Here is a 21,471-nt window from a genome sequence, read left to right on the forward strand (position 1 = left end):
TCTAGAAAACGATTAATTCATGCTTTAGCCAATTTATTGAGTATCACAGCTAATCTACAACCTGCAAATACAATCTGCTTTCGTACCAGCATTTGTGCATTTTCTTGATATTTAGTACTTGGAGTTTCTTTGGGATTGAGCTGATACGCGTTTTTTAATGCAAGCTTGTGAGACATCTTGGCCCATTTTTTAGGTTCTATTTGTGTACTAATTCGTGAGCATGATAAATTTTTCTCTAAATCATGTGCTGTCTTTTTAACCTTTTTTGAATCATATTTACCTAGAAAAAAACCCGCGCCGTTGTCCCAGTACTTATGCAAATTATTACCTACAGGATTCACACCTAAAGGAAACAAATTCCCTCCTAAATCTCCCTTAGGATATTCTTGGCTAACTCGAGTTACTGCGTGCAATGGCTGATGGATATCTCCAATAATGTGGATTAACATACGTAACGCAAGCTGTTTCTCAGATGGTTTTGTCTTTTTAGATGAAAATACATGCATAGCCTGCTTAATTGCCCACACTGCATTAATACTCTCAACTGGAGGTAATTCCAGCTCTTCTGTGCTAAAGGGAATATCGATATAGTGCATTACATCATACCAATAAATCTCTCTAAACCTGATTTCATCCATCCAGGTTGACGCGCGGACAAAACTTGAGTTAGGCGTTTTATGTGAGTATGAACGAAGATATTTGTGAGACATCAATTTTGCTTCAGGTGATAAATTATCGTAAGCAATCTGAGCCACTACCTTGTGGCCTGCCGCATTCCACGCGTAACCTTGAAATACCCAAAAACAAAAAATGAATGAATAAATAACGCGAATCATTATTAACCTAAATAGGGGGACCAAGCGGGCTCTTGTACATCCCCTTCCCGCGCAGGAAGTCTCATTTTTATTCTACCGTCAAGAGAAACGATGCCCAATACTCCTTTATCTTGATTATGCGTCGCATAGAGAACAAGACGACCATTTGGAGCAACAGATGGAGACTCATCTCGACCAGAAGAAGTCAAACTAAGAATAGGCCCACCAGAAACGCTTTGTAGTCCTATATTAAATTGTCTATCATCACGATGCAGCATCACGATATTTTTCATATCAGGTGTATAAGAAGCGCGTGCATTATAATTTCCTTCAAAGGTTACGCGAGCTACCTCGCCTGTTGCTAAAGATAAACGATAAATTTGCGGTGAACCACCTCGACCTGAAGTGAATAATATGCTTTTCCCATCAGGGGCATACCGTGGTTCGGTATCAATAGCATCGCCAAAAGTTAATTGCTTCATAGTGCCGCTATGTATGTCAACACTGTAAATTTTAGGTGTACCGCTTTTAGATAGAACTACAGCCAATTGATTTCCATCTGGTGACCATGCGGGAGCGCCATTAATGCCAGGGAAGCTTGTGATTAAGCGTCTTTGTCCTGTTTCTACTGAAACCGTAAAAATTTGAGCTTTCTTTTTCTCAAACGACACATAAGAGATTGATTTGCCATCAGGAGACCACGCAGGAGACATAATTGGATCCCCTGAAACCAATAAACTTTGAGGATTATATCCATCTGCATCAGCAACTTCGAGAGAATAACGAGTAATTCTTGGCGTTCTTTGTACTGAGATATAAGCGATACGTGTAGAAAATACTCCTCTTTCTCCAGTTAACTTTTGATATACCTCATCACTAATATGATGTGCTAGTGGTCTAATTTGATTAGCACTAACTTGATAGGTTTTAGTCAGTAAAGTTGCTCCTTTGGCAACTGCATCAGTTAAAGTAAAGCTTACTTCATAGCGATTACCTACTTGATTGACTCGGCCAGTTACAACGCTATCAGCTCCCAATTGTCGTAAAGTATTTACGGATGATTGTCCATTCGGACCTTGAGGCCCTGAAACAATTCGAAATTGTCCTGATAAATTTAAATCATTTTCAATGATTTGACCAATTTCTTGGGCGGAACTATTCGTACCAAAAGAATTAATAGCAATAGGTAGCGCTGAATTAACCCCTTGGGTTAACTCTAAATCAAGAGCAAAAACTTGCTGCATAAAAAACAGAAAACATAATTTAATAATTCGATTAATCACGAGTTTTATCCCCTAACTTGTTCAGGACGAACGGTTAAACTTATATCACGAAACAGATTGAACGTATCAGGATCTGTAGGTACAGGTAGTGGTGATGCTTTATAAATAGCAGTTTGCGCTGAACGGTCAAGAAGCGGATCACCGCTACTGCGTGTTAAAGAGACCTCTAAAACCATGCCGTCAGGAGCAAGTCGAATTCTAAATTGACTTGACAAGGTACTGTCAACATTTTCGGGTAATATCCAATTTCTGCCGATCGCATTGACAATAAGTGCTTTATACTTATCCACTTCACCCGCTATACGAGCCTGTCTTTCAGCATTTTGTGCTGCTTGTGCTTGTTTGGCAGCAGCAGCATCCGCTTCAGCTTGCTTTTTTGCCTCCGCCTCAGCTTTCTTTTTCTCCATTTCTGCTTGGGCTTTCTCTGCTTTTTCTTTTTCAGCCAATTTCTTTTTATTTAATTCAGCAAGTTTCTGTGCTTCCAATTTTTGCTGTTTGACTAACTCTTCCTTTTGTTTCTTTAACTCCTCAATACGCTTTGCCTCTAGTGCTTTTTGCTCAGCCATTTGTTTTAAACGTTTCTTTTCTTCTTCGGCTTGTTTTTTTCTTGCAATAGCGATTTTATTTGCTTCTTCTTTAAGTCGTGCTAATTGTTGTTGTTCTTTAATTCTTTGCTGACGAGCGGCTTCAGCCTGACGCTTAAGCTCATTTTGTCTATTGATTTCAGCTCTTTTTTGTTGCTCACGTTCCTGTTTTAGACGATTAACTGTTTCCATGACTTGTTTGTTGTCAACGCTTACTGCTTTTACAACCTCATTTTGTGGTGTCACAGCAACAGGTTGCTCTATACCAGGCATATTTTTAGTTTCAGCTGTTAACACAGGACGTTGGCTTGAATTATCGGTTAAAAGCATCACGATTAAAAAAAGATGCAAACCAACCGCTGCAAAAAAGGCATTACGATAACTGGAGTTGCTTATCATGCTTGACCCTCTGATTTCTCTGACTCTGAATCAGTTAACAAGCCTACTTGCTCCGCTCCTGCTTGCTTGAGTAATGCCATTGCTTGAACAACTTTACCATATGCAACCCCTTGATCACCCTTAACTAAAACGTTAAGTTTCTGGCTTGATTGTTTTGCTAACTCTAATTCCGCAGCAACACGAACAACTAGAGCTTGTGCTTCTATAGGTTCTGCAGGTGTACTGCTAATATTAAGGAAATAGGACCCCTGTTGATTTACTGAAACAATAATAGGTTCTCTATCCGTAGGTGCTAGAGTTTGACTTGCTGCCTTAGGTAAGTCAACTGTAACACCTTGACTCAACATAGGTGCTGTAATCATAAAGATAACCAGTAAAACCAACATTACATCAATATAGGGTACAACGTTAATTTCAGATATGGGACGATCGCGTTTTGTTTTTGCTCTGATCATTTTTACCCTCTTACAGTGTCATTACTTTGTTGTTCTATAAGCGATATCAATTCTTCCTGAAATAAATCAAATCGATTTAATAAATCATTAGCACGAGTTGTATAACGGTTATAGGCAATAACAGCAGGTATTGCTGTAAATAGACCTAAAGCTGTAGCTACTAGTGCTTCAGAAATTCCTGGAGCCACCATGGCTATAGTAGCTTGCTGAGCATGGCCTAATGCCTGAAAAGAGGTCATTATACCCCAAACTGTACCAAATAGTCCCACATAAGGTGCAATAGAACCTACAGAAGCAAAAAAAGGCAAATGCTTTTCTAGTTTTTCTGCTTCTTTAGCATGAGTAATTTGCATTACTCTTTGTATCGGTTCAATAACTACATTCCCCTGCTTACGAGCTCGTATAAACTCTTTAAAACCAGAGTGAAAAATAGCCGCCATCCCCTGCCGCTCATCGGAGTTACTATCAACATCAGCATAAAGCCTGCTTAAATCACCGCTTTCCCAGAATCGCCGATTAAACGCATCTGTAAGTTGTTTCTTCTGGTTAAAAAACCATGCTCTTTGAAATATTAATGTCCATGAAGTAATTGATGCAGCGGCCAGCAATAACATGACGGTCTTAACAACTAAGCCTGCTTGCATAAAGTACATTAACACATTTGCTTGATTACCCATCTATCATCTCCAGTAGCAAGATTTTTTTACTTTTTGCTTCTATAAAATTCATCACCTGGGAAAGTACAGTAGAAATTAATTCCAAGAATATACTTTGAAGTTATATTGTACTTTACCCAGCCTAAAATATGATTTATGAAACCCATTTAATGCGGAATTCGTTTTGGTTTTAAATTACTATTCACGCATACCACTTGTATTTTAGCCTCACAAATTATTTGTTCCTGTTGGTTTTGCATTATCTGATCAAATAAAAAACTACAAACACCTAATTGCTGGACTTGAGTTTTAATCGTTAATAAATCATCCAGCCGGGCCGGCGCCTTATAACGAATATGTACATCATATATAGCAAACAACGTGTCTTGCTTTATTAAATCAGAAAGAACCATATTATTTTGTCTCAACATCTCTGTTCGAGCACGTTCAAAATAGCAAAGATAGTTCGCATGATAAACAATACCCATATAATCTACATCCTCAACGTAGATTCTGAAGGTATATTGATGCGTGGTTGTATCATCCATTTTACTAATCCGGCTCCTGATCTATCGGTATACCAAAATGCATATATGCCCTCCGGGTAGCTATTCTACCTCTTGGCGTGCGCATAAGGAATCCTTGTTGTATTAAAAATGGCTCTAATACATCTTCTATTGTGCCCTTTTCTTCGCCAATTGCAGCAGCGATGCTATCAACTCCTACTGGACCACCACTAAATTGCTCGATTACAGCCATAAGCAATTTTCTATCCATAAGATCAAAACCGTGTTTATCTACCTCGAGCATCTCTAAAGCTTTTTGGGCAATTTCAATATTGATAATGCCACCACCTTTCACTTCCGCATAATCTCGAACACGACGAAGTAAACGATTGGCGATTCGTGGCGTACCTCTTGAACGTAAGGCAATTTCTCGTGCCCCTTCAGGTTGTGTTTTTACATTCAGTAGTTGTGCAGAGCGCGCAACAATTTTCGTCAGTGAATCTACAGAATAATATTCAAGACGTTGGACTATACCAAATCGATCCCTAAGCGGAGAAGTTAATAAACCTGCTCGCGTCGTTGCTCCAATCAACGTAAATGGAGGTAATTCGAGCTTTATAGAGCGGGCAGCAGGCCCCTCTCCTATCATAATATCCAATTTATAGTCTTCCATCGCTGGATAGAGCACCTCTTCAATAACTGGACTAAGTCTATGAATTTCATCAATAAATAGAATGTCATTTTCTTGTAAATTGGTGAGTATTGCGGCAATATCCCCTGCTCTTTCGATTACAGGCCCAGAGGTTTGACGTAAATTAACCCCCATTTCATGTGCAATAATATTGGCCAAAGTTGTTTTTCCAAGACCCGGAGGACCAAAAATCAATACATGATCCAAAGCATCACTCCGCTTCTTAGCAGCATGAATAAAAATTTGCATCTGCGAGCTTACATTTTCTTGCCCAATATACTCACCAAGACTTAAGGGTCTGATAGCCCGATCAATAACTTCATCTGAGACATTACTTTGAGTGCTTATTATGCGATCACTTTCCAGCATAGGATTTTATTTAGGGATTTTGATGGATAAAAGCATTTTATCATATGTTTTTTGAATCGCAGCTGATTTTAAAAAAATTAAAAATAAGCTCTTTAATAACGGAATATTTGATTGACAAGTAGCCATTACACTTTGGCATAACCCATTACTAATATGAATGTTCGTATAATCTTCTGTTAAGTTCACTTTTGTAAAATGATCAATTAAGACAAAATAAATGAATTTCAACTCGCTTTCATACACATAGATATCATTATTTATACATATCAGAGGTCCAATGAGTAAGTTACTTGTTTTATTATCTACCTTAACAGCAATTATCCCCGCGTTAGCTTTTCCAATTACGGACATGGAACAAGAGACAAATACTTTACCCATGTACCAATTAGAGATACAAAAACTTAGCGACTCAGCACCAACATTGAATAAAGAAGTGATTGAGCTTGCATTAAGAGCATATACCAAAGCTTATGAGCAAGGGGACGTTAAAAGACCTGTCTTAACAATTATCGATTATTCTGTCCCATCCGATCAGCCTCGCATGTGGATTTTTAATATGAATACAGAATCTTTAGTATTTGAAACCTATGTTGCTCATGGTCGTAATTCGGGATCAGGAAAAGTACCTGATAGCTTTTCTAACGACATATCAAGCAAAAAATCGAGTCTTGGAACCTATATCACTGAAGATGCATACATAGGACGCAAAGGGCTTTCCCTAAACCTTGAAGGATTAGAAAAAGGTCTCAACTCTAATGCCTACAATAGACGAGTAGTGGTTCATGGAGCCTGGTACGTAGAACCGAGTTTTATCAAAAAGGAAGGACGAGCAGGATGTTCATGGGGCTGTCCTGCTATTGCAGAAAGTTTAGCGAAACCGGTGATCAATACTATTAAAAATGGTTCCGTGGTATTTGCATATTACCCTGATAGCTATTTTCTGAGTCATTCAAACTATATATCTACCCAGGACATAGCCTTGAATTCAGAGTCGTTTTCTTTGTAACCCGTTAAAAAAATATTTTTATATAAATATATTCACTGATTTAAAATTTTTTTAAATAGAGGCTTTTATTATATCGATGCGGGATCCTCGCCACACCCGAGAAAAGCAAGACAAGTTTCATTCGCCCCAAAACGTCAATTGAGTTTTTGCAATAAAATAATATCTGTACCTCGGATATGCGATATTTTTTTTACTGTTGTTGATGTTTCCTGTAGTATTTTTTGTATATCAGCAAATAAATCCAACCCATGATGCTTTAATGGTCGTAATAAAAAATAAGCTTTACCTTTGTTTGCAAGCGAATTTTCCAGTGCTCGAATATAATTATGAAAAGAGCTATCTAAATAAAATCTACACCGATTTTTAAATTGGGAGGGTGAAAGCATTCCATGACCTAGTTGAAAATAAGGTGGATTGCTGACAGTCAAATCAAATTGACCTTCCCATTTTTTTTCATGTAATTCATCATAATTTAAAAGATGCCACCGAAACTGCAATTCTGGTCGATTGATATGAGCCAGGTTTTGATAAAAATATTCAGTATAAATATCCTGGATCTCGATAAAATCAATCTGTCGAATTGCTTTAAGATGCCATGATAACTCCATCCCAATAACCCCACAGCCTGCACAAAGATCCAATACGCGTAATGAACCAAGATCTGAGTGGGATTTCAATTGTGTTGCGACAAATCTAGCAAGGTGAATTGAGTCAAGACTAAAATGGTATTCATCAGGTTGTTTGTAATTATAAGTAAATTCATTGTTGAGTTCGTTTTGTATCGCATCAATCATTTTGAAATAGACAAATAAAATATAATGATAAACATATAATTGGGATGCGACAAGTAACCTTACAAAAAGATATTTAAGTCAAATAAAAAAATGGCAAAATCGCTTTGCATAACTCCTTAATGCTCAAAGTTGTAAATTTTGCCGATTAAATAATATACAAACTTAAATCATTTTTCTCCAGCAATACTTGCCTGGTATAACCACAATAATTAAAATGTTCTTTCTTATATACCTCAATAAGAGCCCATTGATTGCATTAGTAATTTTCTAGCCCTAAATATTCTCGACCGTACGGTCCCAATAGGACAATCCATCTTTTTTGCAATATCTTCATAAGATCGGCCATCAATAATATGCATTCCATAACAAATACGTAATTCATCGGACAACGTAGAAATAGCTGACTCTAACTGCTCTCCAAACTCAATATTAATTAATAAATATTCAGGTGATAATTGAACTGATGGAGCATAATTGTCAGCATACTCTGCTTCCAAATCCATACGTAAGCTAGCTGATCTATAATGATTTTTAATCGTATTTTGTGTAATTCGATATAACCACGTAGAAAATTGACTTTTTTCATTAAAATGCTGGAGGTAACGATAGACTTTAATGAGCACTTCTTGAACTAAATCACTTACATTTGCTCTATCTTGAATATGCAAGTTAATTATTTGCTGAATCTTGTTATTGTATCGTGACAACAACAAATTATACGCACCCATATCCCCTTGTTGTGCCAAACTAACCAAGTCTTCATCGCTATAAGAAGTTTGTTTCTTCATTACATTCTCTTTATTTTTTTAGATCGATGTATAATAATTGATTATTATGTTTAATTATATACCAATATATTGATCTTGTGTTTTAAAATATAAGAAACGTAATTGCATCGCTGTAAGCTGATCATGAAATAAAATGATCGATCTTTTTTGTTGCATGCTTTTTAATTGAATTAATGAAAAAAGAAAGTTATTGATAAGAATCGTTACTTGAAGATAATTTTCTTTTTTACCATCATGAAATTCTAAAACCCATTGATTATCAATGAATTGAATCTTTTTAATTTCCACGCATGGTTTCCGATTGATCCAATCAAATCTGAATAAAACAGCAATATATCCAATTAAAGCAAATTTAAGAAATAAATATATTGATGAATATAAAATTAACAAAACAGTGAATAAATAAATTATCAAAACCAATCGCAAATAAGTTTTTGATTTTTTTGGCTCAATTACTAGATCGAATAATAGCGACAATTTTTTTTAACTCATTCTCTTGGGGTTCATCATGTCCCATTAACCATGCAAATAGCTCGGGATCGGTACAACTTAATAAATTGTTAAAAGCATCCAGCTCCTCTTTTGATATAAGATCCAGATGCTTTTCAAGAAATCGTTGTAAAATAAGATCCAATTCTAACATGCCACGGCGACAATGCCATGCAAGCCTTGCTTTCTCTTGATTGTCCAACATTGCAAATCTCTTCGTGATTTAAGTAACTTATAAATGATACACTAGTGTATTTATAAACGAAATGCGTTATACGATGATGAGTACTATTTTTGAATATTCGATTAATGATAGAATGCTATCTACATTCAAACCGATAAATGAAGAATTAAAGCTTCAACCTAAAAAAAACTATTTGTTTGATTTATCCTATCTTGCTGTTTTGGACGTTGAAGGGACTCAAGCATTGGATTTTCTTCAAGGGCAATTAACCTGCGATATCCACTCAATTTCCGACATTCAAATGGTTCAAGGTGCTCAGTGTAACCTTAAAGGACGAATTTTATGTTTAATGGATATCGTCTCTTGGCAGGGAGTTAAATTAGTACTCCCCAAAGATCTGATTGAGCCTACTCTAAACTCATTAAATAAAACCGCGATGCTTTCTCGCATCACCCTTAAAAAAAATGATCAGTTATGTATTTTTGGATTTTATTTGCAAAACGATGAAGATATTCTTCCTAATATAAAATTTTTTCCCGCCCCTTTTTATGCTCAAACCTACAACGATTATTCTTGCCTGTATCATTTAGGTAATGAGTTTTATATTTTGTTAGTTCACTCTGATTTGGCTCATGATATAAAAAAGTGTTTTGTAGATAAAGAACAAATACTTGGCTCATTATCTTGGCATACGTTGAGGTTAGCACAACAACAAATTGAGATTTATCCAACATCTAGAGGTTTATTCCTTCCGCATCGACTTGATTTACATCAAACCCATTATATTAGTTTCAATAAGGGGTGTTACAAAGGACAAGAGATAATCGCACGCATGCACTATAAAGCGACATTAAAACATCAATTAAAAATTTATGAAATTAAAACGAAGCAAAAAATATATTCTGGGCAAAAGTTGTTTAGTGGATATCAATCATCAGAGCTTGGTGAATTGATCGACTTTTCTATATTAGATCATGGACACTATTTAGTTGCAGTAAGTATATTGACAGGAGCCGAACACTCAGTGCTATTTGAAGGCCATGAGCAGTTAATCGATTTAACAGAATTATCTACTACCTTTATTTCAAGCTAAGAAAAAACAGGGTTATTCGAACCCTACTGTTTCGATAGTGAAAAAATAGTGCTTGCAATCTAAGCGCAGAAACTATCCTTTTGCTTTTTGTAAAGCATGCCTCCAGCCTTGATAATCCTCCTCTACTTGATTTAAAGGTCTTTGTGGTTGAAACTCTTGCTCCAAGTCCCATGTTATGTGCAGCTCATCTAATGAATCAAAAACACCATATCCTAATGCAGCCAAAATTGCTGCCCCTCTAGCAGTTGTTTCAATATCTCTAGGTTTTTGGATTTTTAGTTGGCATTGATCTGCTAAAAACTGTAAAAACCATTGATTAACGGCCATACCTCCATCAACGCGTAACAGTGATAAGTCCATTTGACTGTCCTCTTTCATACAAAAACAAACCTCTCGAGCCTGATAACATACTCCTTCGAGTGCTGCTCGAGCAAAATGAGCTCTATTACTATAAAGACTCAAACCTACAATAGATGCGCCAGGAACTGATAACCAATGAGGAGCACCTAAACCTGTAAATGATGAAATTAAATACACACCCTCATTTTTCTCTAATGATCGCGCTAATACCTCCGTTTCATCAACATGAGTAATTAATTTCATGGAATCGCGTAGCCATTTTACTGTAGTACCTGCATGATAAATACTTCCCTCTAACCCATAAACCATCTGCCCTCGAATTTTATAAGCCACTGTTGTTAATAACTTATGATTTGAAAACACTGGTTTAGTACCCGTATTGAGTAATAAAAAGGCACCTGTACCAAAGGTTGCTTTTACCATTCCCGTTTTAAAGCATCCTTGTCCAACTAATGCTGCTTGCTGATCTCCAGCTACCCCAGTAATAGGCAACTCGAAGCCAAGCCACTGTTTATTAATAATTCCAAAATGACTATCGCTTGCACAAACTTTAGGTAAAACAGATTCAGGTATTGCGAAGTATTTTAGTAAATCAGAATCCCATTGTTCTGTTTTGATATTAAATAACATTGTTCGTGATGCATTTGTGACATCAGTTAAATGCAAATGTTCTGTAGTGAGGCGCCAAATCAGGAAGCTATCTATAGTTCCAAAAGCTAACTCACCCTTTTTTGCGAGTTCATTCGCTTTAGCATTATTATCTAAAAACCATTTCAATTTACTGGCTGAAAAATAGGGATCTGGGAGCAAACCAGTTTTATCTTGAATCATTCTTTCATCAGCAAGTAAATTTTTACAATACTCCGCAGTTCTACGATCCTGCCAAACAATAGCTGGAGCAATGCATTCACCTGTTTTTTTATCCCAAATGACTGTAGTTTCTCGTTGATTCGTTACACCGCAAGATAAGATTTGCTCTCCAGGAACTCGAGACACTACATCTCTCATTGCGGTTAAAGTCTTTTTCCATATTTCCTCTGGATCATGTTCCACCCAACCTGCTTTAGGATAATATTGAGCAAGAGGATACTGACTTGTTGCAATTAATTCCCCCTGCGTAGTGTATAACATAGCCCGTGTACTGCTCGTTCCCTGATCTATAGCAAGTAAATAACCCATTATTTGCATTGTTCCTTGTCCCAACGATTATGTGTATAGTGTTAGTGTATATCTTTTTTATGGAGACCAAAATATGAGTGTGGTTTTTGATGTTGCAATTATTGGAGGCGGCATCAATGGCTCTGGTTGTGCTGCTGATGCAGCATTAAGAGGGTTGTCAGTAGTGCTTCTTGAACAAGATGATTTGGCCTCCAAAACCTCTTCAAGCAGTACTAAACTTATTCATGGTGGCTTAAGGTACTTGGAACATTATGAGTTTAACCTGGTTAAAAAAGCACTCATTGAGCGACAAAGATTATTAGATTTGGCACCTCATTTGGTACACCCTCAAGCGTTAGTTTTACCTTATGAACATCATATGCGCCCTTCTTGGTTTCTACGTTTGGGACTATTTTTTTATGATCATTTAAGTCGTAAAAATCGCTTACCCAAATGCAAAACAATTCACAGAGAAAGTAAAGGAGGTTATTTTGATCCTTTAATAAATGAGCTCAATAAAGGCTTTTTATTCTATGACGCCATAACAGATGATGCTCGATTAACGATCATCAATGCAATCCAAGCAAAAAATCACGGTGCAAGCATACGCACACATTCAGCAGTAATTCATACCGAGGTTGTAAACAATTTATGGCAATTAACCATTGAACCTAAAATAGGTTCAACTTATGTACTCCATGCACGCTCAATAGTAAATGCCGCTGGGCCATGGGTTAAATCTGTAGAACACCTCACGCAAACCCCTGATCAACAAAAAATTAGTTTAATTAAAGGCAGCCACATTATCGTGCCACAAATCTATGAAGGTCATCATGCTTATTTTTTACAACATGAAGACAAAAGAGTCATTTTCGTTATCCCTTATCATGGATTTAGTATGATTGGCACAACAGATATTCCACTTCCAGGCAATCCAGATCATGTCACTATCGGTCATGAGGAAATTCACTATTTGATTAATTTGGTCAATTTCTATTTCAAAAGCAAATTATCCGAAAAGGATATCATCTACACCTGGAGTGGTGTAAGAGCATTATTAGCTGATGAAAACAAAGAGGCAAAATCTCTGAGTCGTAATTATTCCTACAAAGTTTCTTTTAAACCAGCACCTATTATTACAATTTACGGTGGTAAAATTACCACTTATCGACAATTAGCAGAAGAAATCATTAATCAACTTATCCCTATATTTCCTGACATGCGCCAATCAGTAACAGCAACTACGCCTTTGCCAGGAGCATCTTTTGATCAAATGAATTTTGCACAGTATGTCATGTATGCTAAAGAAAAATACAAATGGATGGATCCAGATTTACTTAATCGCTACTTATACACTTATGGTAGTTGTATGGAAAAATTTCTTGCGCCCTGTTCCAATATGGAATGTCTTGGTAAAAAATATTGTACTTATCTTTACCAAGTAGAGGTCGATTATTTAATTTTAGAAGAATGGGCTCAAAGTTGTGATGATATATTAAAACGACGAACTAAGTTGGAGTTAGTCATCGATGCAAAAGGTAGAGAAAATCTTGCGGAATATCTATCAAAAATTACTCTTTTTCATCATCCTGCTGAAGCTCCTCTTGTATGGCACTAACATCAACCACTAAAGCTTGTTGAGCTAACTCTTTTAAAGTAGATGCAGGAATACTTCCTGCATTAGAATAAACAATGATCCCTTTTTTAAAAACCATAAGATGAGGAATAGAGCGTATTTCAAAAAAATCACATAATTGCTGCTCTGCTTCGATATTTACCTTTGCAAATTTGATATTAGGAAATTGCTCAGCCACTTGTTCATATGCATTCGAAAATTGTTTGCATGGGGCACACCAATCGGCCCAAAAATCAATAAATACAATTTCATTATCATTGATTAAAGATTCAAAGTCTGCACTGGATACACTTAAAGAAGTCATATTTCTTCCTTGGCTTCTATAGAGTTTATAATCTTTTGAAATACTTCATCAACGTCTCCGGTACCGCAAATACTATGGAATTCAGGAGCGCCGTGGCCATCATTTTCAGACCAAGCCTTATAATAATTGATTAGAGGGGCGGTTTGGTTATGATAAACTTCTAATCGCTTTCTAACTGTTTCTTCTTTATCATCTTCCCGTTGGATTAAAGGATCTCCAGTAACATCATCAATACCTTCCTGTTTAGGGGGATGATTTTGGATATGGTAAACACGACCTGATGGTTGATGAATACGTCGACCACTAATTCGTTTAATAATTTCCTCATCATCTACTGAAATTTCGATGACGTGATCTAAATAAATACCAGCTTGCTTTAAAGCATCTGCTTGTATAATAGTTCTAGGAAAACCATCAAAAAGAAAACCATTAGCACAATCACTTTTCTTTAAACGTTCTTTAACTAAACCGATGATAATATCATCTGACACTAAACCACCAGTTTCCATAATTTTTTTCGCACTTAGTCCTAATTGAGTCCCTTGTGCGATAGCTGCCCGTAGCATATCACCTGTTGAAATTTGTGGAATTTTATAACGTTCAATCAAACGCAAAGCCTGAGTTCCCTTTCCTGCACCAGGACCACCTAAAAGCATTAATCGCATTAAAACTCCTTAATGATATTTATACCCATTTCATTTTTAAGTAGTATTATACTATTAGTTTAAAATTTTATAAATTAAATGTAGCCTGTATGCAGCATTAATACCATTACATTCCATTTATAATGTCTTTAGTATCCTCTTTAATCCAAATATCTTCGTATTATTGCTCTATTAGTTCAAAATATAGTCATTTCTGAGCTTAGAACCATAAGCGAGACTCAAAAGATCTCCTGCATGAGTTAAGTTGCATTGCGTAAAGCTGGGATCGCGCTTGAACTTTCCTTGCGACAGGAATTAACCAAGATTTTTTTAAATAGGTTTTGCGTTGATAACCACCAATCCCTTCATGATACGCTAAATAAAGTGAATACGTATCTGTCCGTGCGATTCCAGCTCTGATATATGCTTGATTTGCGTACCATCCAATAAAATCAACACCATCACCAAAATCATCGCGTGAAGCAAACAATCCGCCATTACTTCGTTTATAATGTTTCCATGTATCATGTAATGCTTGTGTGTAGCCATAAGCTGAAGAAGGCCTTTTCCAAGGAATTATATATAATAGTTTTGTCCGTGGAGGACGTGCCCGGGCATTAAATTTTGACTCTTGATGAATAATAGCCATTTGGACTGGAACCGGTACCTTCCAACGTCGCTCAACATCCTTAGCGTCTGTATACCATTTAGGATATTGTCTAAATATATTGCAAAGATTATTCACATCTGCCGGAGGAGGACTAACACAGCCTGTTAGCAATACAGCAACGAATAGAACGGCTATTCTTAACTTCTTAAAAAATTGAAATAAAAAGCTCATGAGCAACCAAAGATGCAAAAAATTAATTTTAGCAAATTTAGCAACTACAATCTATGCCCATCATGGCGTACTATAAAAATTTGATAATTTTTGTAATGTATTTAATAAAATACTAAGCCAACACTGATAAAATATTAACTCAAGTGATTTTTTACAATCAAGGTATAGGAGACTCAATATGCTATTCCCAATTGGAGACCAATCCTGCTCTACATGGCTTTAAGCGTTGATGAATCTAGAGAAACAAGCACTTACCGAGAACTGTCTAAATTGGCCGATCATCTTTTGAATATCAATGAAGAGAGCAAGGTGATGATCTTCAAGCACAACGGCTTGAGGTAATGAAACAAATTGCTACTCTTTATGTGATGGTTTTATAAGGGAAAATGATGTTGTCTTAAGTTATTACTGAATAGAAGAGCAACTCATGGTATTACGACAGATCCATTTATTAATAGAGATTGGTTGCAAAACGACCTATAAACAAGGAAATTCGATGAGTCAAGATAATCGAGAACTTCAGATACTATTAAAAAATCTAGATTCAGTGGTAGAGTCAATTAGGAAAGTTCTACTTTCAGCCAAATCTGCCGCTGGTAAAAAGCAAAAAACTCCTTTCTTTTTAGCGAAAATAGATGATGCGGAATTGGATATCATTTTAGTGAAAATTAGTTCTTATAAAAAACTAAGACAAGATTCCGATAAAGCCAGTAATAGCGAGAAAGAAGTTGCCTCTGTAATGGATATTTTTGTAGGGACTGAGAGTTTGATTCAAAAAATATCCGAAGGGAATAATGTCGCTGAATATGTAGAAAACGGTTTTTTTAAGGAACTTACTCATATTTCTCTTGAAGTGAAACGACTTATCGCTTGACGATTCAACTTTAAAAAATAGGGATGAGGGTAGCTTAGTACTCGTCCCTAAAGACTAAAGTAGAACATGCTTTTCTCTTGTTCAGACTTAGCTTGAACAATTCGTATATATTATTGTATTAAGTTTAATTTGTGATATCATATTAATCAATTTGTTTCTTATGTAAACCGCAATAAGAGGATTAATTATGCCATATCCAATTGGAGATCAAGCCTGCTCTACATGGGCTTTAAGCGGGGATGAATCCAGCTTAACAAATATCCATCAAAAATTTATGGAGCTTGCAGATAATCTTTTAAATCAAGATCGATCGAAGCTTGGTAATAACCTTCAAGAGCAAAGACTTGAAGCCATGAGACAGATTGTTGCTCTTAGGGATCCGACAGAATACCCCGTAGAGGACATTTATTTTTGTGGTTGCTTTAACTCCGAAGAGGATCTTGTTGCTTCTCACTTTTGGATAGAAGACCATACTCATGGCATTACAACTGACACATTTATTAATAGAGACTCAGTGGTAGTCATTGATGAGGTAGGAATTGAAGGTAAACCATTTCGCTCTGGATGTGAAGGCAAAGCTTTTCCATCTGATCAAATTACTAGAGTAAAGATAGACGGTTATACCAAAGGCCAAGTGGATATTCTCATTAATTATACTCGTCCCCAGGCAGTGATTGAGTCAGTTATTCAAGCCCAAAAAGATGACATACTTTCCAGCATAAGGCTTCGTGATGAGAGTCAATATAAGTTGGACAATATTACCAAATTCCCTCATCGAAATACCGAAAATGGCCGTAAACAACTTAACAATGAAGTGATTAAGTTTACAAATCAAATTCTGATGAAAGAGCAAAAGCTCGAGGAGCTAATGCTCGATCTTCCTAAAAAACCACCTTTACCCCAATCTCGTAATGGTAACCGGATCGATATTTATGAAGGATCATCAAAATTAAGAACAGCTATGGCAGGAGCATTAAAAGCAAGGCAAGCAAAAATTAAAGAGCTAGCCCCTGAAACTATAGATCAACATCCCTCCTCATCCTTAGTTAGAAGTCTTAATTCAACGCTTGACAGTTTTGTTATGAGATTATCAACTATTGTTGATCGCTTTTCGTTAAACAAGAGCACGAGTCCAACACCCATTAGAAAGTAAATAGGGCTGGTTTTCATTAACCTAACTCTAAAGTACTGAGACATACCTGGATAATTCATCATTCAGGTATGAAAATCTATTACCTCATTTTGCTTCATGTTACTATATCAACTCATTTTAAATGACTACGTGTAGCCAATGACCATTCTTGTATTTGATATAGAAACGATTCCTGATATTGAATCCGCCCGTAATTTGTACAATTTACATGGATTGACTGATGAAGAGACAGCTCAAGCTATGTTTGCATTGCGTCGTACCAAAGTAGGTAACGATTTTTTACCACATTATTTACAAAGGATTTGTGCTATTTCCTTAGTAATGAGTCATGGCTCCCAGATTAAAGTTTGGTCTTTAGGAGATGAGCTCTCAGAAGAAAAAGAATTAATCACACGTTTTTTTGCTGGAATAGATAAACATACTCCAACTTTGGTTAGCTGGAATGGAAGTGGGTTTGACCTACCTGTTTTACATTATCGAGCTCTATTACACGGCATCCAAGCGCCTACTTACTGGGAAATTGGTGAAAATCAGCAGCACTTTCGTTGGAACAATTACTTAAGCCGATTTCATTATCGTCATCTCGATCTCATGGATGTAATTGCTGGATACCAAAATAAAGCATTTGCTCCATTAGATGAGATTTCCAGTATGTTGGGTTTTCCTGGGAAAATGGGAATGAGCGGCTCCAAAGTTTGGGAACACTATTTATCAGGCCAGATAAAAAATATCCGTGATTATTGTGAAACCGACGTCTTGAATACCTACTGTGTCTTTTTACGATTTGAATTGATGCGTGGGGTGATTAACCATGAAGAATACGAGCATTCAATAACATTACTTAAAACCTATCTAGGCTCCGAAAAGGAGAAAAACACTTACAAGAATTTTTAAACAATATGTCCAAAGAAAAGAGTTTATTTAATTAATAAGCTCTGTGATAACTTAAGTTCAAGCACTTTATGAAACAGCCCATACGTTTTACGCAGAGTACCAAACACTTGTTTACGAAGGGTCAGATTCGTTAAGTCACGTCATTGATCCAAACAAATAAATAGAACCCCAATTTTTAAACTCATCAGCAGCTTGAATACACAAAATTTCAGGACCTAATAAAAAACTTTGTAGATAAGATGGCCTTTTTCTAATTCTTTAAAAAGGCCTTTGCCCCGAAAATGAAGGCATTAATCTCTCTTTATCAATCACTGCTAACGCATTCATATACTCATCACTTTGCAAATGCATGAGCGTTTTTTGATAACGCTCTAAACCTAATTGAGCATAGGCTTCCGGATCCACAGATTTTGCTTTATTGGCTAATTGGGTCCACGACCAAAGAGTTATCCACCATTCAACAACAGGCTTATAAGCTGTATACCAGGCAAGTACTGTATCTGTAAGCCTTTCTTTACCAAAATATGCAGTTAAGTAAGTCAGCTCCTGTTCTTTATCAAGTTTGGCCTCTATGGCAAAATAAGCAAGATCCCAAAGAAAATCATTATTGCTTGAGTATTCCCAATCAATTTGATAGAACGATTCTTTTTTATCTTTTTCTTGGGTCATCATATAATTTAGAGGTGTTGAATCATTATGGCATGGACATGTTTCAATCCTATAAGCAGAAAACAATTGATGCAACGCTGACATTTTTTCTTCAATGCCCCCTACTTCACCAGGAAAATTAAAGCTTTTTGTTTTTAATGCCTCAAGTAATCCCTGATTGCGTTCAAAAACGGCTGTATCATTGGCAAAACGCTCTGAAGAATGTAACTGTTTTGCCATCGTAGCAAGCGTTTGCAAGATATCAGCCCGCTCTAATGTTTTTTTGTCCAGAATTTTAACTTTTTCAATAAATTTTGTTAACTGCAATCCATTCGAATCGAAATACTCTATAGGGACATTAAGTCCTAAAACTGAGGCTTGACGCGCATTTTTTGCTTCATGCTCTCGTGATACTGAAAATGATGACACTTCACCAGGAATACGCAGTACCCATCGATTGGCTTTGTGGCGCGCAACAATAGAAGGATCTACTTCAGGAGTTTTTGAGAGCCATCTAGCGATATCAGGGCCGACTTGCACTCTGTATGTGGTGTTTGTCATACCGCCTGCCATTAATTTTAATCTTAAAACATCAAGACCAAGTGTAGAAAGCATAGGTATTTTTTGAATCGTTGGCAGCAATGCCATGTATTTACGAGTTAAATCAACTAACTCTTTCCATTTATGATTCACCAACGAAGCGTTGAACTGTGAAGACGGATCAAGTAGACTTAGAATGTAGAGCATTAAATGCTCACTTATTTTGGGTTTACCACCATTTTCGCCAAAAAAATGCCATTTCATAAGATTGTTTCCCAAAAAAAATATCAGAAGAGTATATAAAATTTAACCATAGAATTACAAGGAAGAACAACTTGAAGAAAAAAAATACCAGAGTGATTGCTATGACTGAACCCCTTATTCTTATCACTAAAAAGCATGCATTAACCTTCGCTTGTTTTTTTGTAATGTATGAGTTTCTAACGTATATCGCCAACGATATGATTATGCCCGGGATGATTCATGTGGTGCACTCATTTAACGCGGCTGAAACAACGATAGCAACGTCTTTAACTGTCTACATACTTGGTGGCGCGAGTCTGCAAGTTATTTTAGGCCCCATATCAGACAGCTATGGTCGAAGGCCAATGATGCTTCTTGGTGCATTTTTATTTTTTATTTTTACTATATTTATTGCTTGCTCCAATTCAATGAGTCAATTTTTAACTGCACGCTTTTTTCAAGGAATGGGTCTGTGTTTCATAGGTGTTATTGGTTACGCCACAATCCAAGAAATTTTTGAGGAAATGGATGCTATCCGCATCATTTCAATTATGGCAAATGTGGCAATTCTAGCTCCTTTATTAGGGCCACTCATCGGTGCTGTAGTGATTCACTACACTTCTTGGCGCTATATTTTCGTAACCATTGCTCTAGGTGCACTTATTGCTTTATGGGGGTTGTGGCGATACATGCCTGAACCAATAGGTCAGATTAAAAGAAATGGAGAGTTAACACCCAAGGCTAAATTTTCTGCAAAAAAGGTTTTTGAAAACTATAAGACCTTATTTTCTAATAAAATTTTTTGTTTTGCGACCTTGGCAGCTGGCACAGTTGGTATTCCTTGTCTTGCTTGGATTGCATTATCACCTATTATTTTGATTGTTGAAGCAAAACTCACGATAATCCAATACGCACTTTGGCAAATTCCAGTCTTTGGGGCAACTATTTTAGGTAATTGGTTTTTACATCACTTAACTTATAGGTATCAAATCAAACAAATCATCCTACTAGGTTGTATCATTATGGTTGTTGGTGCAGTTTTAACATCCCTTCTTCCTTATCTGTTCGGCAATGCATATTATTATTTGTTGCCTGGAACAATCATTTATTTCTTTGCACTCAGCATTATTAATGCGCCATTAAACAGATATTGCCTTTTTGTCACTCCAGTAAGCAAAGGTACTGCCTCAGCTGTAATCAGCTTAGGCATTATGGTTATTGGGGCTATAGGAACAGAAACGGGAAATCTATTTTACGTGCACCATAATAATCTTCATTTCGGACTCTACTGTAACATCACAGAATTACTATTTTTTATATTTACAGGATTAATTTTTTTAATTGATAAAGACATGGCTGTTGGTGAGCATAAAACTGTCCACTAAGTTAAAGCGTTTATGTTTTTAACTTACTTTCCCCAATTCGCTCTTTATTAAAACTCTTCGTGCAACTATGGATTTATAGGTTCAATTTAAATTCTCAAGTGATGTTTATTTTATAAAATTCTGATTCCTATATCAGTCATTTTCATAAAGAGAGCAAATCATAATGACCTTAGATCTTATTCGCAAGAAACAAATCGATAGCAATGATTATGAGCTCTGGCTAAAAAAATATGGATATACCGAACTCGATGAAAATCTCAGGCAGGATATTTTGGCGATCTGTAAATTCTTCTATAACGAAGAGTTGGTTTTGCAAGGTTTAAAAAAACTTGCAGAGCAATACCTTGATTTCAATAAAACAGAAAAAAGTCTCTGCGGCAATTTTTTGATAATTGGGGAAATCAAAATCATTTTAATAATCCGAGCCCGCACAATAGTACCTAAGAATTTACAACGACTGCTAATTTCCAGCTCCCTAAATATACTCCCATTCTATTTGGTGAATTAACAGCTAATTTATTTAATAATGTTCTATTAAAAAATGGTTATTTATCTGTAGATATAGGAGCGGGCCCAAAACATGGGAAATGGGCTCATACGATCCAATTGTTTCTTAGAGAACAGTACTGCAACAGAGTTATTATCATGGGTCGATAAAAACTATTACATGAAATACTCC

At 36.2% G+C, this 21,471-nt stretch carries 23 protein-coding genes and 1 pseudogene; 8 read left to right on the forward strand and 16 right to left on the reverse strand.

The features are described from left to right. Window positions 1-17: 17 nt before the first annotated feature. The 7 genes from EL220_RS09345 to ruvB all read right to left on the reverse strand — a co-directional run bounded on the left by EL220_RS09345 (window position 18) and on the right by ruvB (window position 5,758). Entirely contained in the window at window positions 18-836 is an 819-nt protein-coding gene (locus EL220_RS09345) for a S1/P1 nuclease (protein WP_027269778.1), read from the reverse strand. Between the two features lie 2 nt (window positions 837-838). Further along, window positions 839-2,098, reverse strand: coding sequence for a Tol-Pal system beta propeller repeat protein TolB (tolB, locus tag EL220_RS09350; RefSeq protein WP_027269777.1), 1,260 nt, complete (start codon window positions 2,096-2,098; stop codon window positions 839-841). 5 nt (window positions 2,099-2,103) lie between these two features. After that, on the reverse strand, window positions 2,104-3,081 hold the full coding sequence (gene tolA, locus EL220_RS09355; protein WP_027269776.1) for a cell envelope integrity protein TolA: 978 nt from the start codon (window positions 3,079-3,081) through the stop codon (window positions 2,104-2,106). Beyond that, a complete protein-coding gene (gene tolR, locus EL220_RS09360) occupies window positions 3,078-3,536 on the reverse strand; it encodes a protein TolR (RefSeq protein ID WP_027269775.1) in 459 nt (152 codons plus the stop codon). Before tolR ends, tolA begins: the two co-directional genes overlap by 4 nt. Before the next feature lie 2 nt (window positions 3,537-3,538). Further along, on the reverse strand, window positions 3,539-4,213 hold the full coding sequence (gene tolQ / locus EL220_RS09365) for a protein TolQ (protein WP_027269774.1): 675 nt from the start codon (window positions 4,211-4,213) through the stop codon (window positions 3,539-3,541). Between the two features lie 146 nt (window positions 4,214-4,359). Further along, window positions 4,360-4,740 carry a YbgC/FadM family acyl-CoA thioesterase gene (locus EL220_RS09370; protein WP_027269773.1) on the reverse strand — a complete coding sequence of 127 codons (381 nt, stop codon included), beginning with the start codon at window positions 4,738-4,740 and terminating at the stop codon, window positions 4,360-4,362. 4 nt (window positions 4,741-4,744) lie between these two features. Further along, window positions 4,745-5,758, reverse strand: a complete 1,014-nt coding sequence (gene ruvB, locus EL220_RS09375; RefSeq protein ID WP_027269772.1) for a Holliday junction branch migration DNA helicase RuvB — start codon at window positions 5,756-5,758, stop codon at window positions 4,745-4,747. A gap of 277 nt (window positions 5,759-6,035) precedes the next feature. Between ruvB and EL220_RS09380 the strand changes: the two genes are divergently transcribed. Continuing rightward, window positions 6,036-6,764, forward strand: coding sequence for a murein L,D-transpeptidase catalytic domain family protein (locus EL220_RS09380; protein WP_027269770.1), 729 nt, complete (start codon window positions 6,036-6,038; stop codon window positions 6,762-6,764). Window positions 6,765-6,898: 134 nt separating this feature from the next. Here EL220_RS09380 and EL220_RS09385 read toward each other — a convergent pair whose 3' ends face one another. From EL220_RS09385 to EL220_RS09400, 4 genes are all read right to left on the reverse strand, one after another. After that, on the reverse strand, window positions 6,899-7,558 hold the full coding sequence (locus EL220_RS09385; RefSeq protein WP_027269769.1) for a methyltransferase: 660 nt from the start codon (window positions 7,556-7,558) through the stop codon (window positions 6,899-6,901). A 233-nt stretch (window positions 7,559-7,791) separates the two neighbouring features. Beyond that, on the reverse strand, window positions 7,792-8,346 hold the full coding sequence (locus EL220_RS09390) for a sigma-70 family RNA polymerase sigma factor (RefSeq protein WP_027269768.1): 555 nt from the start codon (window positions 8,344-8,346) through the stop codon (window positions 7,792-7,794). A gap of 54 nt (window positions 8,347-8,400) precedes the next feature. Continuing rightward, window positions 8,401-8,634 (reverse strand): hypothetical protein, encoded by a 234-nt coding sequence (locus EL220_RS18905; RefSeq protein WP_232002362.1) that lies wholly within the window; start codon window positions 8,632-8,634, stop codon window positions 8,401-8,403. Between the two features lie 160 nt (window positions 8,635-8,794). Beyond that, window positions 8,795-9,040 (reverse strand): FAD assembly factor SdhE, encoded by a 246-nt coding sequence (locus EL220_RS09400; protein ID WP_035905615.1) that lies wholly within the window; start codon window positions 9,038-9,040, stop codon window positions 8,795-8,797. A 76-nt stretch (window positions 9,041-9,116) separates the two neighbouring features. Here EL220_RS09400 and ygfZ point away from each other — a divergent pair, with 76 nt between their 5' ends. Next, on the forward strand, window positions 9,117-10,112 hold the full coding sequence (ygfZ, locus tag EL220_RS09405) for a CAF17-like 4Fe-4S cluster assembly/insertion protein YgfZ (protein WP_027269765.1): 996 nt from the start codon (window positions 9,117-9,119) through the stop codon (window positions 10,110-10,112). 72 nt (window positions 10,113-10,184) lie between these two features. Here the strand turns inward: ygfZ and glpK are convergent, their stop codons facing one another. Then, window positions 10,185-11,651, reverse strand: coding sequence for a glycerol kinase GlpK (glpK, locus tag EL220_RS09410; RefSeq protein ID WP_027269764.1), 1,467 nt, complete (start codon window positions 11,649-11,651; stop codon window positions 10,185-10,187). Between the two features lie 73 nt (window positions 11,652-11,724). Between glpK and glpD the strand changes: the two genes are divergently transcribed. After that, window positions 11,725-13,248, forward strand: a complete 1,524-nt coding sequence (gene glpD, locus EL220_RS09415; RefSeq protein ID WP_027269763.1) for a glycerol-3-phosphate dehydrogenase — start codon at window positions 11,725-11,727, stop codon at window positions 13,246-13,248. Here glpD and EL220_RS09420 read toward each other — a convergent pair. The 3 genes from EL220_RS09420 to EL220_RS09430 all read right to left on the reverse strand — a co-directional run bounded on the left by EL220_RS09420 (window position 13,202) and on the right by EL220_RS09430 (window position 15,055). Next, complete coding sequence (locus EL220_RS09420) at window positions 13,202-13,570, reverse strand: thioredoxin family protein (protein WP_027269762.1); 369 nt, start codon at window positions 13,568-13,570, stop codon at window positions 13,202-13,204. The two genes, glpD and EL220_RS09420, sit on opposite strands and share 47 nt — an antisense overlap. Further along, a complete protein-coding gene (gene adk, locus EL220_RS09425) occupies window positions 13,567-14,235 on the reverse strand; it encodes an adenylate kinase (RefSeq protein ID WP_027269761.1) in 669 nt (222 codons plus the stop codon). The genes EL220_RS09420 and adk overlap by 4 nt, the downstream gene beginning before the upstream one ends. Window positions 14,236-14,434: 199 nt before the next feature. Continuing rightward, window positions 14,435-15,055, reverse strand: coding sequence for a transglycosylase SLT domain-containing protein (locus EL220_RS09430; RefSeq protein WP_027269760.1), 621 nt, complete (start codon window positions 15,053-15,055; stop codon window positions 14,435-14,437). Window positions 15,056-15,551: 496 nt separating this feature from the next. Here EL220_RS09430 and EL220_RS09435 point away from each other — a divergent pair, with 496 nt between their 5' ends. From EL220_RS09435 to EL220_RS09445, 3 genes and pseudogenes are all read left to right on the forward strand, one after another. Then, entirely contained in the window at window positions 15,552-15,929 is a 378-nt protein-coding gene (locus EL220_RS09435; protein ID WP_027269759.1) for a hypothetical protein, read from the forward strand. Window positions 15,930-16,116: 187 nt separating this feature from the next. Then, the gene (locus EL220_RS09440) at window positions 16,117-17,082 is read left to right on the forward strand and encodes a hypothetical protein (protein WP_027269758.1); all 966 of its coding nucleotides are present in this window, start codon (window positions 16,117-16,119) and stop codon (window positions 17,080-17,082) included. Between the two features lie 138 nt (window positions 17,083-17,220). After that, window positions 17,221-18,011, forward strand: a pseudogene (locus tag EL220_RS09445) (3'-5' exonuclease). Window positions 18,012-18,234: 223 nt separating this feature from the next. Here the strand turns inward: EL220_RS09445 and EL220_RS09450 are convergent. Next, on the reverse strand, window positions 18,235-19,428 hold the full coding sequence (locus EL220_RS09450) for a phosphotransferase (protein WP_027269756.1): 1,194 nt from the start codon (window positions 19,426-19,428) through the stop codon (window positions 18,235-18,237). A gap of 101 nt (window positions 19,429-19,529) precedes the next feature. On the opposite strand from EL220_RS09450, the gene EL220_RS09455 reads away from it, so the two are divergent. Both EL220_RS09455 and EL220_RS19565 read left to right on the forward strand, forming a co-directional pair. Continuing rightward, the gene (locus EL220_RS09455) at window positions 19,530-20,792 is read left to right on the forward strand and encodes an MFS transporter (protein WP_027269755.1); all 1,263 of its coding nucleotides are present in this window, start codon (window positions 19,530-19,532) and stop codon (window positions 20,790-20,792) included. 489 nt (window positions 20,793-21,281) lie between these two features. Further along, the gene (locus tag EL220_RS19565; protein ID WP_269147474.1) at window positions 21,282-21,449 is read left to right on the forward strand and encodes a LirA/MavJ family T4SS effector; all 168 of its coding nucleotides are present in this window, start codon (window positions 21,282-21,284) and stop codon (window positions 21,447-21,449) included. The last annotated feature ends 22 nt before the right edge of the window (window positions 21,450-21,471 follow it).

It is taken from the genome of Legionella sainthelensi (assembly GCF_900637685.1).
GTDB lineage: Bacteria > Pseudomonadota > Gammaproteobacteria > Legionellales > Legionellaceae > Legionella > Legionella sainthelensi.